Source organism: Williamsia soli, assembly GCF_017377795.1.
Taxonomy (GTDB): domain Bacteria; phylum Actinomycetota; class Actinomycetes; order Mycobacteriales; family Mycobacteriaceae; genus Williamsia; species Williamsia soli.
This window is the reverse complement of sequence record NZ_JAFRDR010000002.1, coordinates 116,058-130,622: the sequence shown is the minus strand read 5'-3', so window position 1 is coordinate 130,622 and position 14,565 is coordinate 116,058. Positions and strand designations below refer to the sequence as shown.

Below are 14,565 nucleotides of genomic sequence, written 5' to 3'. Positions count from 1 at the left end.
GATCAGTTCACCTTCTCGGCGTCGAGGACAGGGTTCCACAGTCTGACGGCCGACGCGGCGAACCGGGTCGGCATCTGGTCCCACGCTCTCTCGCCGGCGTCGGGTTCAGCAGCGGTGACAGCAGTCAGGACGCCACCGAAGAGGTACCGGACGTACAGGTCCTGGGCCTCGCCGCCGTACTGGTTGTCGAAGCTCTTCTCCGCCGCATCGAGCGCCAGCGCATCGTCGTCCCCTCGGTACCGTCGTGCGGCGTATTCGGCGCCGGCAGCGGTGGGCAACGGCAGAGGCGCACGAAGCCCGCGATCACGCAGGTCCACGATCTGCTGCAAGATCTCGCCGGGGTCGGCAGGCGGCGTCAACCGGGATCGTTGCAGCCGGTTCCCGAAACGGGCTCGTCCGACGACGACGGCAGACCAGTCGCGCTGCTCCGCTGCCGCCAACGCCAGCAGGTTCACCCACGCCGCGACCCGATGTTTGGCCGCCAGCCGCGAGAAGACCGTGCGAACCAATACCCCATCGTGGACGCCGGTCACCGTACCCGTCAGGCGCCTGCCGCCCGCGAGGTCGACGGTCACGTCGAACGATTCCGGGCTGCCCTCGTACAGCGGTTCGGCCGCAGCGACCAGCGCTTCGACGTCGTCGGATATCCCACGAAAGACCTCACCGCCCAAGCGGAACGGTGGCAGGGTGCCGCGCCTCAGTTCACCGGCTCGCAGCGCCGCTGCGTCCACGCCGGCCAGCCGCGCTGCCAGCATCCGATCGCCGATGGACCACTTGTCCAGGCCCCCGATCTCTGCACTGAGCACGTCGTCGAGCTCTTCCTCATCGCCGGGCAGGTAGAGGCCGAGTCGCTGCCGACAGAAGGCCCGCATCGGGTGCTCGACGAACGCGATCAATTCCGCCAATTCGACGTCCCCGGCACGAGGTGGCAGCGGATCTGACAGGAGCTGTGGTTCGGCCACCTGGACACCACGGGTGGCGCGCGCGCCCGCGAGCGCCGAACGATCGAAACTGAACGGCGCAGGCACGACGAAATTGGCAGGATCGAACGCGTGCAGGGGATGAACGGTCAGCACCGACCCGGTCGCAAGCATTCCGTTTGCGGCGTCCAGCAGTTCGCCCACCGGCACCGCGGGCGGCCGCCGCAGCCCGGTCACCGGATCGTTGCCGGTGTAGAGCACGATCAACCGGTCCACAGCCGACATGGTCGCGTCGAGCAGCAATTGCCGGTCTTCGCTGCGGATGTCACGCTCTCCCACCCAGGGGTCGGACGCCAGGATGTCGTCACCGTTGCCCCCTCCGGCGCGGGGATAGCTCTCGTCATCGAGCCCGAGCAGGATCACCACCCGATGCGGTACCGCTCGCATCGGCACCATCGTGCACACCGTGAGTTCTCCCGTACGGAAGTTCGCGCGGGTCGGACGGCCCGCCAACCGTCGAGACAGCATCGCCCGGATGTCTGCGAGCCGGACCACCACCTCGGACCCGTGCTCGGTGGCCGCGGCGACCTCCTGATGGGCCTGTCCCCGTTGCCAACTGTCAGCCGGACGTACCGCGGTCAGCAGATCCATTGCGGCAGAAATGTTCTGCGCCCACTCCGCTGCCGGACGCGGTCCGCGGAGGGTGGCCAACGCGGAGTCGAGTCGACTGACGAACTCGGCGAACCGCCCCGCGAGATCCACGTCGGCGCTGTCGACGTCGTCGAGGGGAAGCGCCGTGCCGAGCCAGCTCAGTTCGGTCTCGTCGGCGACGACTCCGAGGAGGATCCGGTCAAGGCCGGCGCTGAAGGTGTTCTGTGCAAAACCACCGAGCCCGAACGGCTTTCGCTGATTGTCGTTGATCCCCCACCGAGCACCCGATTCAGCGGTCCATTCGCGTAGCCGCTCGAGATCGTCGTCGCTGAAGTCGAATCGGGCACGCACAGGCGCGCTCTCGGCCAGACCCAGGACCTCACTGGCCTTGACTCGCCCACCCGCGAGCGTCAGGAGTTCGGACATCACCTCGAGTAGGGGGTTGGTCTGGCGCAGAGCGCGATCGGCCAACCGGACCCGAAGCTCATGGCCCGGGTGCAGGTGAGTTGTCTGACCGAACGCCGCCCTGATCAACGGGGCGTAGGTCTCCACATCGGGGCACATGACGATGACATCGCGGGGATCGAGCGAGGTGTCGTCCTGGAACAGGTGCAAGATGAGTTCACGCAGAACCTCGACCTGGCGGGCCGCGCCGTGACAGGAATGCACCTCGATGCTTCCATCGGGGCTCATCGACCCGGTGGGTACCCGATCCTCACGCAGGGCTTCTTGAAGTTGCGTCAGATGCGTGCCCGCTGTTGGACCCGCAGGATGGTGGACGTCTTCGTCGATGAAGGGCGTCAGACGCATCTGCAGTTCCCGAACCTCCCGGGACAGTGACGCGAGCAACGGATGATCGACGTCGCCGATGACCATCTCCCTGCGGCGCCGCACCGTCGCATTAGCCCGGACCTTGTCCCACAGCGCGGGGCTCGCGTGTGGCAGGAAAAGATTCACCTCACGATGGACACCGAGCGCGGCCAAGACCTGCAGCTGTTCTGTGCTGAGTCGGGTCGCCCCGAAGAGCGCCACCCGCGGTGGCAGATCGACGAGGTCCGGTTCCTGCCGTATCAGGGCGCACACATCGTCGAGTCGCTCGGGAGGACTGGGGTTGTCGATGCGGGCGCGGAGCAGGCGCCACAGATGAGGCTGCCAGAGCAGTTCCGGTCCGAGCGGCTGATCGCTGCCGTCGGTGTCGGCGCCGCGAGCCCAATCGACGATCATCTGTGGACGGTGGGTGGCGTATCCCCGGAACAACTGTGTCAGATGCTCTGCTGTGCCGTAGCGTCGCCCGATCCGAAAACCCGGACGTCCGCGGTCCGGTCCAGAGCGTCCGAGATGCCGTGCCAGGATGGCGCACACCGGATCATCGGCGGCATCGTCGATCACCGACAGCAGGGTCCAGAGCATCCGGCCGGCCGACCAGGGGTCGTCGTCGTCATACCGGACCGACGCCGATTGACCGCCACCGACGCACCCGATCACCCCGTCGACGAGGGCGGCCGGTGATGGGAACTCGATGTTGGCGGCGATGCCATCCCCGGACATCCGTGCGGTGGTACCGAGCACCGAGGACAACTGCTGGGTCACCCAGCGCTCCACGCCGCGGGCGGGCACTGCGACGATCTCGGCGGCGAAGGGGTCCGGCATCGGGACCGCCAAGATCTCGGCGAGCGCCGTCACCAGGGTGTTGGTGCGTTCGGCGCGATGCAGTTTCAACACGCTGGGAGTCCCCTTCCGGTCCTCACGCGGTATATCACGCGGCCACGACACACCGAGCGACAGCCGCCTCAGGCGCGGCGGCGGAACGGAACAGGATCGGCAAGCCTCGATATCAGGAACTCTCGCACCGCATCGGGGATCGGATGGGACGATCCCGTCTCCGAATCCACTGTCACCCCGGTTGTTTCGCAGAGAGCCGTGATGCCCCCGACGGCGTCACGCAGTTCGGCACCGAAGTCGAAGGACGATGTCCCGACCCGGCTGATCCATACCTTGGCGACCGCCGGCTCGGACGAATAGAACAACGGGGCGACGAACTCGATCTCTTGACGGGCGATGTGGAAGGCGCCGGTCCCCCACGGTCGGCCGGCGAACCACTCCGACATCGTGCGAACCCGGGCCTCTTCGAACAGCCTCGCGAATTGGACGTTGTTGACGTGCTTGTTGATGTCCATGTCGCCCCAGCGCAGGTGCAGGGCGACCTCGGCGGGTTGGGGCAGGCGCTCGTTCATCGCTCCGAGCCTAACGGCAATGAGTCCGGGGACGTTGCCGGGTCTGGCTCATTTCGCAGGCGACCGAATACCTTCGCCCCCACTCGGTCAACACGGTCTTCGCGAAACCTGGACACACCGTGACCACCCGAACGCCCTTGGGTTCGAGAGCAACCTGCATACCCTCGAGTTTGACAGCGCCTGGGTGGACACGCGCACACGCATTCGGTCGCCACGGATGTCGGTCCGATCGGCGTTGATTCCGGGTTCACCGTCCACGATGACCGTCGAGACCTCGAGGGGTGAACGGCCGACACTCGAGTGTGAATGTTCACCACCATCGGCCGGTAGACCGTAGTATGCGCACAGCAGTCCGCCAGTTCGGCTGAAAGAGGCGGACCAGGGGAATGAGGAGTTCGTTGATCATCGAGACCGACCGCCTGGTGCTCCGCCCGGTTGCCGCGTCCGATACCGACCATCTGGTCGCCCTCGACAGCGACCCCGCGGTGATGCGGTACGTCACCGGTGGCGTCGCCACCCCGCGGGAGGTCATCGAGGAGTGGGTCATCCCGCGCGCCGTCGCAGAAGCCCGGCACCGAGGTGGCGCCGGCGTCTGGGTGGCGCTCGACCGGCTCGATCTGGTGGCCGCACGGTCAGTCGGTCACCCCAATCCTGCCGCCGCCAGCTTCGTCGGCTGGTTCGGTCTGCGGGCACCTCGGCATTCCTCGCAGTCGGAGTTCGAACTGAGCTACCGGTTGCGACGCGAGATGTGGGGTCGCGGTCTGGCCACGGAGGGCGCCCGCGCGCTGGTGCAACTCTCGTTCACGGAATTGAACATCAGTCGCATATTTGCCGGGACCATGGCGGTCAACACGGCATCGCGCCGGGTGATGGAGAAATCAGGCCTGCGACTCGCCCGCCTCCACGACTGCGCAGACATCTCCATCGCCGGCGCGCAACGCGGCGAAGTCGAGTACGAAATACTCAAAAGCTATTGGGACGCAAACGATTTCCCCTGGGCCTGGGCCGCTCGCACCACCACCGACATGATCGCCTGAACCCCGCGGGCCACACTCCGCGCAACAAAGACCACCTTGCCGCGACCAAACGCCACTCATTGACTACCGTTAGCAGGGTGCGGATCCCACACGCCCTGGAGATCCCGGCCGCAAAATCCGCAAACTGACAGGAGATGGTCATGAGTGACGAGACCGTAGGTTCGACCCGGCACCGGGTGGTGGTGATCGGCTCCGGCTTCGGAGGCCTGTTCTCCACCCAGCGCCTGAGAAAGGCCGATGTCGACGTCACCCTGATCGCGCGAACCACCCACCACCTGTTTCAGCCGATGCTCTACCAGGTCGCGACCGGCATCATCTCCGAAGGCGAGATCGCCCCGGCCACCCGGGTGATCCTGCGGAAACAAGCAAACGCGCAGGTGCTGATGGGCAATGTCGAGTCCATCGACCTCGAGAACAAGGTGGTCACCTCCAGGCTGCTCGAGCGGATCACCGAGACGCCGTTCGACAGCCTCATCATCGCGGCAGGCGCCGATCAGTCGTACTTCGGCAACGACCACTTCGCCCAATTCGCCCCCGGGATGAAGACCATCGACGACGCCCTCGAGCTCCGTGGCCGCATCCTCGGCGCCTTCGAGCAGGCGGAGCTCTCCGATGACCACGAGGAGCGCGCCCGGCTCCTGACGTTCGTCGTCGTCGGCGCCGGCCCCACCGGCGTCGAACTGGCCGGGCAGATCGCCGAGATGAGTGACAAGACCCTCAAGGGCACATTCCGCAACATCGACTCCACGGAAGCGAAGGTCATCCTGCTCGACGCCGCACCCGCGGTGTTGCCCCCGATGGGCCCGAATCTCGGCGCAAAGGCGGCCAAACGGCTCGAGAGCATGGGTGTCGAGATCCAGCTCAACGCCATGGTCGTCGACCTCGACTACGACGGACTGTTGGTCAAAGAGAAGGACGGCAGCACCCGCCGGATCGAGTCGCAGTGCAAGGTGTGGTCGGCTGGTGTCGCCGCCAGCCCGCTCGGCAAGCAACTCGCCGAACAGAGCGGCGTCGAACTGGACCGAGCGGGCCGGGTCAAGGTACTCCCCGACCTGTCGATACCCGGCAACCCGAACGTCTTCGTCGTCGGCGACATGATGTCGGTCGAAGACGTCCCCGGTATGGCCCAGGGCGCGATCCAGGGTGGCCGGTACGCCGCGGACGCCATCAAGGCTGAACTCAAAGGTGCGAAACCGGAGGATCGCGAGCCGTTCAAGTATTGGGACAAGGGTTCGATGGCGACCATCTCGAAGTTCAGCGCGGTCATGTCGGTACCGGTGCCCGGATTCAAGAAGAACCTCGAAACCGAGGGCTTCTTCGCGTGGCTCGGGTGGCTGCTGCTGCATCTGGTCTACATCGTCGGATTCCGCAGTCGACTCAACACCATCGTCGACTGGTCGTTCGCGTTCCTGACCAAGGGTCGCTCTCAGCTCACGATCACCGAGCAGCAGGTGCTGGCGCGTAACGCACTGGACCAACTTGCGCAGATCGATCTGGATCGACGCAAAGAGTCGGGTGAACTGCTCCCGAGCGACGCGGCCGAGACACCGAGTGGTAAGCCGGTGCTCTCCGATCCGACGCCGAAGGTCCGCAAGGCGGAGGCAGACGCCACATCGGGTTCCGAGACCGCGGCGCAACCCAAACCGGCTGCGAGCTGATTCAGCCGACGAGGTCCCCGGCCCACTGCTCGGCGTCGTTCAGCGTTCCGGCGAGCACCGTGGTCAGGGACCCGCCGGCCGCGAGACCCAGCCGCGCACCGACCGCCCGCGGATGAACCGCAGCCGGCCGATCGTCGGGATATCTGAACTCGCTGAGCAGGACTGATGGCGCTCCCAGCTGGTCGTGGTCCGGCCTGCCGATGCTGAGTCGATGCCGCACGGCGGGGGTGCCACCGACGTCGACGCGGACCCGACCGCTCCATCGCCCGAGGTCCTCTCTGCTACGGCCGATCTGGACGCGTTCGGCCACCCTGATCGCCCCCGACTCGGCGACGTCGATGTCGGTCTCGGAGTGGTGGACGGCGTGCGCCGCGACGATCGTCGGTTGCGGGTCGATCACGAGCCCCGCTCCGTCGGCGACGGTGATGTGCCAGCGCAACTCCGACCGCGGTTCGTGCGGCCCGGGCAGAGCCATCGCTGCTGCGACGCTGTGGACGTTGAGGTAGGCGCCGGGTCCGACCTCGATGTGGATATCGATGAGATCTCCGCCGAGCGGGGTCGCAGCGCTCGAGATCATGTGCAGGGTGTCGACCCCGGTCTGGCGGACGGCGATACCGCCCGCAGCCCGGATTCGCGGAGACCGCCCTTTGACTGCCTGTAGACGGAGTTCGGTGTGCATCTGTATGTCCCGAAGTTCAGGCCGTGCTCGCAGTTTCCTCGGCAACCGCGGCCAACTGCTCTCGCACCCAGCCCAGCACATCGGTTGCGGCGGGATCGTCGGTCAACGAGATCAGAACCGTTGGACGCCCCTCGCGCACCTTCGCCGCATCGTCCCGCATGACCTGCAGGTTTGCTCCGACCATGGGCGCCAGGTCTGTCTTGTTCACGACGAGCAGGTCGGAGAACGTGACACCGGGCCCGCCTTTGCGGGGCACCTTGTCGCCGCCCGCAACATCGACCACAAAGATCTGAGCGTCGATCAAACCGGTCGAGAAGGTCGCGGTGAGATTGTCGCCTCCCGATTCTACGAGGATCAGGTCCAGTGGCGGATTCGCTTCCACCAGGTCGTCTATCGCGTCCAGGTTGGCCGTGATGTCGTCGCGAATCGCGGTGTGCGGGCAGCCACCGGTCTGAACCGCTGTGATGCGTTCATCGGGTAGCACCGCGTTGCGGCGCAGAAAGTCTGCGTCCTCAGTGGTGTAGATGTCGTTGGTCAGCACTGCGAGCGACAGCTCTTCCCGCAGCTGCCGGCAGAGGGCGGCGACCAGCGCGGTCTTCCCGGACCCGACGGGTCCGCCGATCCCGATCCGCAGCGCCTCGCCCGGCGTGCGGTTCCGCTTGGGTCGAGAATGGTCGTGGACATGCGGCTGTCCGTCGATCAGATGTGGTGGCATGGGACTGCTCCTCTTATTTTTCGTCGATGCCGTGCTTGTCGATACTTCACGTGTTCACCGGTCGCCTCAGGAGGCGAACAACGGCATGGGACGTAGCTCGTGGCGTTGAGCGAGTACGTCGAGCAGGGGGTCGGACAGGTCAGCCAGCTCGACACTTGCTGTGGCGGCAGTGCTCTCGCACAGCGGCGTCATCTCCACTCCCAACAGCGCGACATCACCGGGATCGAGCGCCAGTAGCCGTTGACCGGCTGTCGCCGAACCGGTCATCGTCGTATAGATCAGCACCAGAGCGCTCTGGAACGGGTCCAAGCCTGCAATCCGCGCCACCGCGCCTGCGATCACAGGTAGGTGGGGCCGCGACGGGTGCGCACTCCAATCCTCTTGCGGGAAGATCTTTTTCCCCAGCCGCAGCATGCCCCGCCCCTGCGCCCTCGAGGCTGTGCGAGCGGCAGGAGATGGCGTTCGGGCGTCGGTCTCGAGCTCTGCGGTCGCCACCTCGAGGCGTCCGTCGACCACCGCAGCGGCGATGGACGCCGCGACGAGTCCGCTGGTCCTGACCCTCCGGATCAGAAACTCACGCAGCGTGTGGAGGTCACGGACCGCGCCACCGCTGATCGCTTCCTCCAGCCCACCGGAATGAACGTGCCCACCCACCGGGAGCCGAGAGTCCGCAAGGGTCAGCAGCATTGCGAGCTGTCGAGCACCTTTGATCGTCGGGTCACCGGGAAAGGTCTGGCCTGCAGCGGGTGTGGGGTCCGTCGACATCAGAACATGAAGTAGCGCTGGGCCATGGGCAGTGAGGTCGCAGGTTGCTCATCCCACACCTCTCCGTCGATGGTGACCGTGAAACTGTCCGGGTCGACGGTGATCTCGGGTTGTGCATCGTTGTTCGGCATGTCCGATTTGCCCACCCGACGAACGTTCTTCACGGCGGACAACCGGCGGTCCAGACCCAGCCGATCGGACAACCCGTCGTCGAGGGCTTGCTGCGCAACGAAACTCAACGAGGTCGCGGCGGCCAGCCGGGGCGAGGCACCGAACATGGGGCGTGGCAACGACGGTTGCGGTGTCGGGATGGAAGCGTTGGCGTCGCCCATCGCGGCCCAGGCAATCGCACCGCCTTTGATCACGGCGTGCGAACGGATGCCGAAGAACGCGGGCTCCCACAGCACGAGGTCCGCCAGCTTCCCGACCTCGATCGAGCCGATCTCGTCATCGAGCCCGTGCGCGAGCGCCGGGCAGATCGTGTATTTGGCGACGTAGCGCTGCGCTCGCTGGTTGTCGGCGGCCCCGTCACCGGCCAACGCACCCCGGCGAGCCTTCATCACGTGCGCCGTCTGCCACGTTCGCAGGACCACCTCACCGATACGACCCATGGCCTGCGCATCTGAACCGATCATGGAGATCGCCCCGATGTCGTGCAGAAGGTCCTCGGCGGCGATGGTCGACGGCCTGATGCGGCTCTCCGCGAACGCCAGGTCCTCGGGCACGCTGGGATTGAGATGGTGGCAGACCATCAACATGTCCAGATGCTCGTCCAGGGTGTTCACGGTATGCGGGCGGGTCGGGTTCGTCGAGCTGGGCAGGACGTTCGCATACCCGGCCACCGTGATGATGTCCGGTGCGTGGCCACCACCTGCACCTTCGGTGTGGTACGCGTGGATGCCGCGTCCGGCAATGGCTCCCAAGGTCTGCTCGACGAATCCGGCTTCGTTGAGAGTGTCCGAGTGCAGCGCGACCTGAACGCCCGTCTCGTCGGCCACCCGCAGGCAGGCGTCGATGGCGGCCGGCGTACTCCCCCAGTCCTCGTGGAGTTTGAAACCCGAGGCACCGGAGAGCAACTGCTCGTGCATCGAGGCGGGATTGATCGTGTTGCCCTTGCCCAGCAACGCGATGTTCATCGGCCAGTGGTCGGTGGCCTGCAACATCGATGCCAGATGCCAGGCACCCGGGGTCACCGTGGTCGCCTTGCTGCCCTCGGCGGGCCCGGTACCCCCACCGATCAGGGTGGTGATCCCGTTACCGAGCGCTTCGTCCATGATCTGGGGGCAGATGAAGTGGACGTGACAGTCGATACCGCCGGCCGTCACGATCTTGCCGTTGCCTGCGATGATCTCGGTGGACGGCCCGATGACCAGATCCGGATGGACCCCGTCCATGGTGTCGGGATTGCCGGCCTTACCGAGCGCGACAATACGACCATCACGGATTCCCAAGTCCGCCTTTATGATCCCCCAGTAGTCGAGAATCACGACCCCGGTGATCACGGTGTCGGGGGATCCTTCGGCCCTGGTGGCCCGGCCCTGCCCCATCGACTCGCGGATGACCTTTCCTCCACCGAACACCGCTTCCTCGCCCGCCTTACCCGGACCGCCGGATCGGTCTTCGGTGACCTCGATCAGCAGATTGGTGTCGGCCAGGCGGATTCGGTCGCCGACTGTGGGGCCGAAGAGTTCGGCGTACCGCTCGCGACTCAGTGATGCCATGTCAGTCCAACTTTCCCGGGGGCGTCAGGGAGATTCCATACACTTCGCGCGTGCCGCCGATCGGCACCAGCGCGACCGTTGCCGGGATTCCCGGCTCGAATCGGACCGCGGTACCGGCCGGGATGTTCAGTCGCTTGCCGTACGCGAGCGCGCGGTCGAAGTCGAGTGCCTCGTTGGATTGCACGAAGTGCACGTGGCTGCCGACCTGAACAGGTCGGTCGCCGGTGTTGACCACCGGGACCTCAGTGACCTCTGCGCCTTCGTTGAGCAGTATCTCCCCTGCCGCGCAGAGGATTTCACCAGGTATCAGACCAGCGTCGGACATGAGGTCTGCACTCCTATCACGAGATGGGGTTGTGCACGGTGACGAGTTTGGTGCCGTCGGGAAACGTCGCCTCGACCTGGACGTCGTGCAACATCTCGGGCACCCCGTCCATGACGTCGGCGCGGGTGAGCACCTCTCGACCAGACGACATCAGCTCGGCAACCGACCGACCGTCGCGGGCCCCTTCGAGAATGTGATCGGTGATGATCGCAACGGACTCCGGGTGGTTGAGGATCAACCCTCGCCCTCGTCGACGTCTGGCCAATTCGGCTGCGTACGAGATCATAAGTCGCTCTTGCTCATGCGGCGACAGACGCACGATGCCCTCCTCGGTTCTCCACTGTCGACCGCCTCAGGCCCGACTGATTCATCTGCTGTCAACCACTCAGAGGCCAACTGTTCCAATACTGCCACGCACGCCGCGCCACGGCGCGGCGTAACGACGCGGGACCCGGCTCAGCCCAGCACACCGCCGCGTGCCCGCAGATCGACCAGGGCCTGCTCGGAGCATCGCCCACCGACCTCGAGTACGTCATCCTCGGTGAACGCGCCCGCCGAGAGACCGCGCAGGATCACCAAGGCCAGCGACTGAGCGGTTGCGGGTTCGTCGACGAACTCCGAACTCTGCCGGTCGAAGTACCCCTGGAGTCGACTTGCCGCCTGAGGCATCGCTGCGCGAAAGAACGAGTAGACGGCAAGCCAGCGGGTCACCAGGTGCCCCGGATGCATGTCCCAGCCCTGGTAGATCCCGCGCTCCAGACTGCGGGTCACCAGCCGGTGATGGCGTCGCAGCGCGGCGTCCACGACCGCAGGGCTACCAACCGGTGCGATCTGGGTGGAGCCGTCACTCACCCACACGCCGGTCTGCGCGGCGGCGACCAACATCACTGCCTTGGCGTGGTCGGCGACTGGGTGCTCCAGTGACTGCTGCGCCGAGACGATGCCGCACGAGGCGCTGTAATCGTAGGTGCCATAATGCAATCCGGTCACCCGGGCGCCGCCGCGATGAATCGCTTCGGCCACCGTGGCCCGTCCGTCGGCCCCGAGAACCGCCTGCGGACTCTCGATCTGCAATTCGAATCGCAGCGCACCGGCGGGGAGCCCGTGAGCTCGCTCGAGTTCCTCACAGATCATGACCACTGCATCGACCTGCCCGGCGGCTCGCAACTTCGGGACGGTGAAGACGAAGCCCTGCGGAATGCCGCCCGCGCCGTCGAGTACCAGTTCGAGCGTCCGCAGCCCTCGCTGGCGTTCGGCGGCGCCGAGCCCCTTGCATCGCACCCCGAACACCCTGGGAGCTCCCTCGTGGCCCGTCGCCCAGCCCGCGAGCACTTGGCCGGCCGCGCGGGCGTGACGATCCTCGACCTCGCCCGCGCGCCATCCGTATCCGTCTTCGAGATCGATTCTCAGATCTTCGACAGGGTTGTGCGACAACTGCTGCTGCACCAATGGCAGCACCCCGAGGGGATCGAGCTCGGCGAGTGTCGTCGCCGCGGCACCGGCGATGTCCAGAGCATGGCGACCCCAGCGCACCGGGGTGTCGATGTCGACGTCTGCGGCGCTGACATATGCGGTGTGCGCCGGTTGCTTCTCCGGACGATCTCCGGGGAAGTCGCGCTCGAGTTCGATGTCGATGGCCCGGAGCACCGCGTCGATCCGGGCTCGTGCGGGTGGGCTGATACCGACGAAAGGGTCACCGGCAGACACGGCCGCGTCAGCTTTCGGTGATGTTCTGCAGTCGGACCCGGCCTTGTGCGATCAGTTTCCCGCTCTCGTCGGCGACGTCGACCTCCCACAACTGCTGTCGGCGACCGCGGTGGATGGGCTTCGATTGCGCCGTCATGTTCCCGGTCTTCACCGCCCGCAGGAAGTCTGTGCTGTTGTTCACTCCTACGACATGGCCATCAGGGGTGATGTTGGCCACCAGCCAGACCTGTCCCGAGATGCTGGCCACCGACTCGATCACCGCGCAGTAGACGCCTCCGTGCACGATCCCGAACGGCTGCAGGAGTTTGTCGGTCACCGTGAACTCGGCCCGCACCGCGTCGGGGGTCACGTCTGCGTACTGCAGACCGATCTCGGCGTCGAACCCCCGCGCGGTCCAGTCGCTCGCATCGCTGTTGCTGACATCGATCTTCTCGGTCACCGTGCGAAACTCCTCCGTGAGGTTGGCAGACCCAGCGGGTCGCCGACGAACTCACAGTTTGTCAAAGGTCGCCGTGGGGCACAGAACGGGCTCGCCCGACACCTGCCCAGAAGACTCAGCAGGCCCCACCGAATTGGTGGGGCCTGCTGTGGCGTGGACCGGGGGTCTCTGCAGCCCTCAGGACACTCACTCGGTCCGCGTATGAATGAATGTAGGCTAGCCTTACCAACCTGTCAACTACTTCGGAAGAAATTTCATGGCGATGCGCGTTGAGGTGTTTGATGAGAAGAAACGTAAAGTGAGAAGAATGAACGGGTTGGGTGAGCTCGAACGCGCGGTGATGGACAGTCTGTGGTCGTCCGATGAACCGCAAACGGTGCGGCAGGTCCACGTTGCGCTGTCGGCTGACCGAGAACTCGCCTATACGACCGTGATGACCGTGCTGCAGCGTCTGGCCAAGAAGAACCTGGTCACTCAGTTGCGGGACGATCGTGCCCACCGGTACTCCGCGACACACCCAAGGGAGCACCTGGTGGCAAGTCTGATGGTCGACGCACTCAGCGAAGCCGACGAGGCGGGGTCGCGCCAGGCGGCGCTCGTGTCGTTTGTGGGGCGCGTCGGCGCCGACGAAGCAGATGCCCTTCGGCGCGCACTGGACGAACTGGAATCGGCTCGTGGAACCCATCGCGAACCGCATCGCATCACCGACCCGTAGGACTTGTCTTGACCGCGTTCGTGTTCGGGATCGTCGCTTTGGTCCTCGTGGGACCGGCTCCGGGCTGGCTCGCCAGAGCCGAGTGGCCGTTGCGGGCACCTCGTGCCGCCATGGCTCTGTGGCAGTCGATAGCGATCGCAGCCGTGCTGTCGGCGTTCAGTTGCGGACTCGCGATCGCCGCGAACCTGCTGGTACCCGACGCGCAGGGCCGGCCGACGACTGACCCACTCAAAGAAGTGGCGAGCCTGGGTATCGGTCTGTGGACCATCTATGTCGCGGTGTTCCTGTTGACGCTGGTCATCGGCGCTCGACTTTTCTACACCGTCATCCGCGTGGGTATGCGTACCCGCGCCCGACGTTCAGCACACCGCCAACTCATCGACTTGCTCGACCGTATGGACCGGTCGTCGTCGAGTGACCTGCTCAATGCGCGCGACGTCCGCATGCTCGAGGTCGACCAGCCGATGGCCTACTGCCTGCCCGGACTGCGTCAGCGAGTGGTGCTGAGCGAGGGCACGGTCGCCCGCCTCAGTCGCGACGAACTCGAAGCCGTCATCAGTCATGAACGCGCTCATCTACGCGCCCGGCACGACCTTGTGCTCGAGGCCTTCATCGCGGTGCACGAGGCCTTCCCGCGTTTCGTCCGAAGCCGGTCTGCACTTGGTGCGGTGCAGTTGCTCGTCGAATTGCTGGCGGACGACACAGCCGTGCGCAGCTCGGGGCACACTCAGCTCGGGCGCGCGCTGGTCGCCTGCGCCGACTCGGTGGCGCCGCGCGGCGCAATGGCCATCGGTGGTCCCAGCACCCTCGCCCGAGTCAAACGCCTCTCGGATACCCGCTCCACCAGAGCGATCAGTCTCGTCGCGTACATGGCCGCTGCTGCCATCCTGGTCGTCCCGACCATTGCGGTTGCCGTGCCGTGGCTCACCGAGCTCCATCGCCTCATCGACAACTGACGTCGCACGCCTTTCACCCGCCGAGCGGGATGAGGGTAGGGCG

The 14,565-nt window shown here is 65.8% G+C and carries 14 protein-coding genes; 4 read left to right on the top strand and 10 right to left on the bottom strand.

Annotated features, from left to right (window positions below; all coding sequences use genetic code 11):
* Positions 1 to 2: 2 nt before the first annotated feature.
* Together recC and J3S28_RS05125 are read right to left on the bottom strand one after the other, a co-directional pair.
* Complete coding sequence (recC, locus tag J3S28_RS05130) at positions 3 to 3,293, bottom strand: exodeoxyribonuclease V subunit gamma (protein WP_207838438.1); 3,291 nt, start codon at positions 3,291 to 3,293, stop codon at positions 3 to 5.
* 68 nt (positions 3,294 to 3,361) lie between these two features.
* Complete coding sequence (locus tag J3S28_RS05125) at positions 3,362 to 3,805, bottom strand: acyl-CoA thioesterase (RefSeq protein WP_207838435.1); 444 nt, start codon at positions 3,803 to 3,805, stop codon at positions 3,362 to 3,364.
* A 386-nt stretch (positions 3,806 to 4,191) separates the two neighbouring features.
* Between J3S28_RS05125 and J3S28_RS05120 the strand changes: the two genes are divergently transcribed.
* On the top strand, positions 4,192 to 4,842 hold the full coding sequence (locus tag J3S28_RS05120; protein WP_237341122.1) for a GNAT family N-acetyltransferase: 651 nt from the start codon (positions 4,192 to 4,194) through the stop codon (positions 4,840 to 4,842).
* A gap of 134 nt (positions 4,843 to 4,976) precedes the next feature.
* Positions 4,977 to 6,500 (top strand): NAD(P)/FAD-dependent oxidoreductase, encoded by a 1,524-nt coding sequence (locus tag J3S28_RS05115; RefSeq protein WP_372435937.1) that lies wholly within the window; start codon positions 4,977 to 4,979, stop codon positions 6,498 to 6,500.
* Between the two features lies 1 nt (position 6,501).
* Here J3S28_RS05115 and J3S28_RS05110 read toward each other — a convergent pair whose 3' ends face one another.
* The 8 genes from J3S28_RS05110 to J3S28_RS05075 form a co-directional block, all read right to left on the bottom strand.
* The gene (locus J3S28_RS05110; protein ID WP_207838433.1) at positions 6,502 to 7,179 is read right to left on the bottom strand and encodes an urease accessory protein UreD; all 678 of its coding nucleotides are present in this window, start codon (positions 7,177 to 7,179) and stop codon (positions 6,502 to 6,504) included.
* Positions 7,180 to 7,195: 16 nt separating this feature from the next.
* Positions 7,196 to 7,894: an urease accessory protein UreG gene (ureG, locus tag J3S28_RS05105; protein WP_207838431.1), complete on the bottom strand. Its 699-nt coding sequence runs from the start codon at positions 7,892 to 7,894 to the stop codon at positions 7,196 to 7,198.
* Between the two features lie 66 nt (positions 7,895 to 7,960).
* Positions 7,961 to 8,581: an urease accessory protein UreF gene (locus J3S28_RS05100; protein ID WP_207839483.1), complete on the bottom strand. Its 621-nt coding sequence runs from the start codon at positions 8,579 to 8,581 to the stop codon at positions 7,961 to 7,963.
* Between the two features lie 77 nt (positions 8,582 to 8,658).
* Entirely contained in the window at positions 8,659 to 10,380 is a 1,722-nt protein-coding gene (locus J3S28_RS05095) for an urease subunit alpha (protein WP_207838429.1), read from the bottom strand.
* Between the two features lies 1 nt (position 10,381).
* On the bottom strand, positions 10,382 to 10,690 hold the full coding sequence (locus tag J3S28_RS05090) for an urease subunit beta (protein ID WP_207839481.1): 309 nt from the start codon (positions 10,688 to 10,690) through the stop codon (positions 10,382 to 10,384).
* A gap of 31 nt (positions 10,691 to 10,721) precedes the next feature.
* Entirely contained in the window at positions 10,722 to 11,024 is a 303-nt protein-coding gene (locus J3S28_RS05085; RefSeq protein WP_207838427.1) for an urease subunit gamma, read from the bottom strand.
* A 137-nt stretch (positions 11,025 to 11,161) separates the two neighbouring features.
* On the bottom strand, positions 11,162 to 12,412 hold the full coding sequence (locus J3S28_RS05080; protein WP_307796858.1) for a DUF6986 family protein: 1,251 nt from the start codon (positions 12,410 to 12,412) through the stop codon (positions 11,162 to 11,164).
* Between the two features lie 7 nt (positions 12,413 to 12,419).
* Positions 12,420 to 12,851: a PaaI family thioesterase gene (locus J3S28_RS05075; RefSeq protein WP_207838425.1), complete on the bottom strand. Its 432-nt coding sequence runs from the start codon at positions 12,849 to 12,851 to the stop codon at positions 12,420 to 12,422.
* A gap of 298 nt (positions 12,852 to 13,149) precedes the next feature.
* Between J3S28_RS05075 and J3S28_RS05070 the strand changes: the two genes are divergently transcribed.
* Together J3S28_RS05070 and J3S28_RS05065 are read left to right on the top strand one after the other, a co-directional pair.
* Positions 13,150 to 13,566 carry a BlaI/MecI/CopY family transcriptional regulator gene (locus J3S28_RS05070; protein WP_084893826.1) on the top strand — a complete coding sequence of 139 codons (417 nt, stop codon included), beginning with the start codon at positions 13,150 to 13,152 and terminating at the stop codon, positions 13,564 to 13,566.
* 8 nt (positions 13,567 to 13,574) lie between these two features.
* The gene (locus J3S28_RS05065; protein ID WP_207838423.1) at positions 13,575 to 14,522 is read left to right on the top strand and encodes a M56 family metallopeptidase; all 948 of its coding nucleotides are present in this window, start codon (positions 13,575 to 13,577) and stop codon (positions 14,520 to 14,522) included.
* Positions 14,523 to 14,565: the final 43 nt, after the last annotated feature.

What these genes read in the sequence shown, in the direction of transcription:
- J3S28_RS05095 (WP_207838429.1), bottom strand. Translation starts at nt 10,380, where the DNA reads ATGGCATCACTGAGTCGCGAGCGGTACGCCGAACTCTTCGGCCCCACA.
- J3S28_RS05115 (WP_372435937.1), top strand. Translation starts at nt 4,977, where the DNA reads ATGGTCATGAGTGACGAGACCGTAGGTTCGACCCGGCACCGGGTGGTG.
- J3S28_RS05120 (WP_237341122.1), top strand. Translation starts at nt 4,192, where the DNA reads ATGAGGAGTTCGTTGATCATCGAGACCGACCGCCTGGTGCTCCGCCCG.
- J3S28_RS05110 (WP_207838433.1), bottom strand. Translation starts at nt 7,179, where the DNA reads ATGCACACCGAACTCCGTCTACAGGCAGTCAAAGGGCGGTCTCCGCGA.
- ureG (WP_207838431.1), bottom strand. Translation starts at nt 7,894, where the DNA reads ATGCCACCACATCTGATCGACGGACAGCCGCATGTCCACGACCATTCT.
- J3S28_RS05125 (WP_207838435.1), bottom strand. Translation starts at nt 3,805, where the DNA reads ATGAACGAGCGCCTGCCCCAACCCGCCGAGGTCGCCCTGCACCTGCGC.
- J3S28_RS05100 (WP_207839483.1), bottom strand. Translation starts at nt 8,581, where the DNA reads ATGCTGCTGACCCTTGCGGACTCTCGGCTCCCGGTGGGTGGGCACGTT.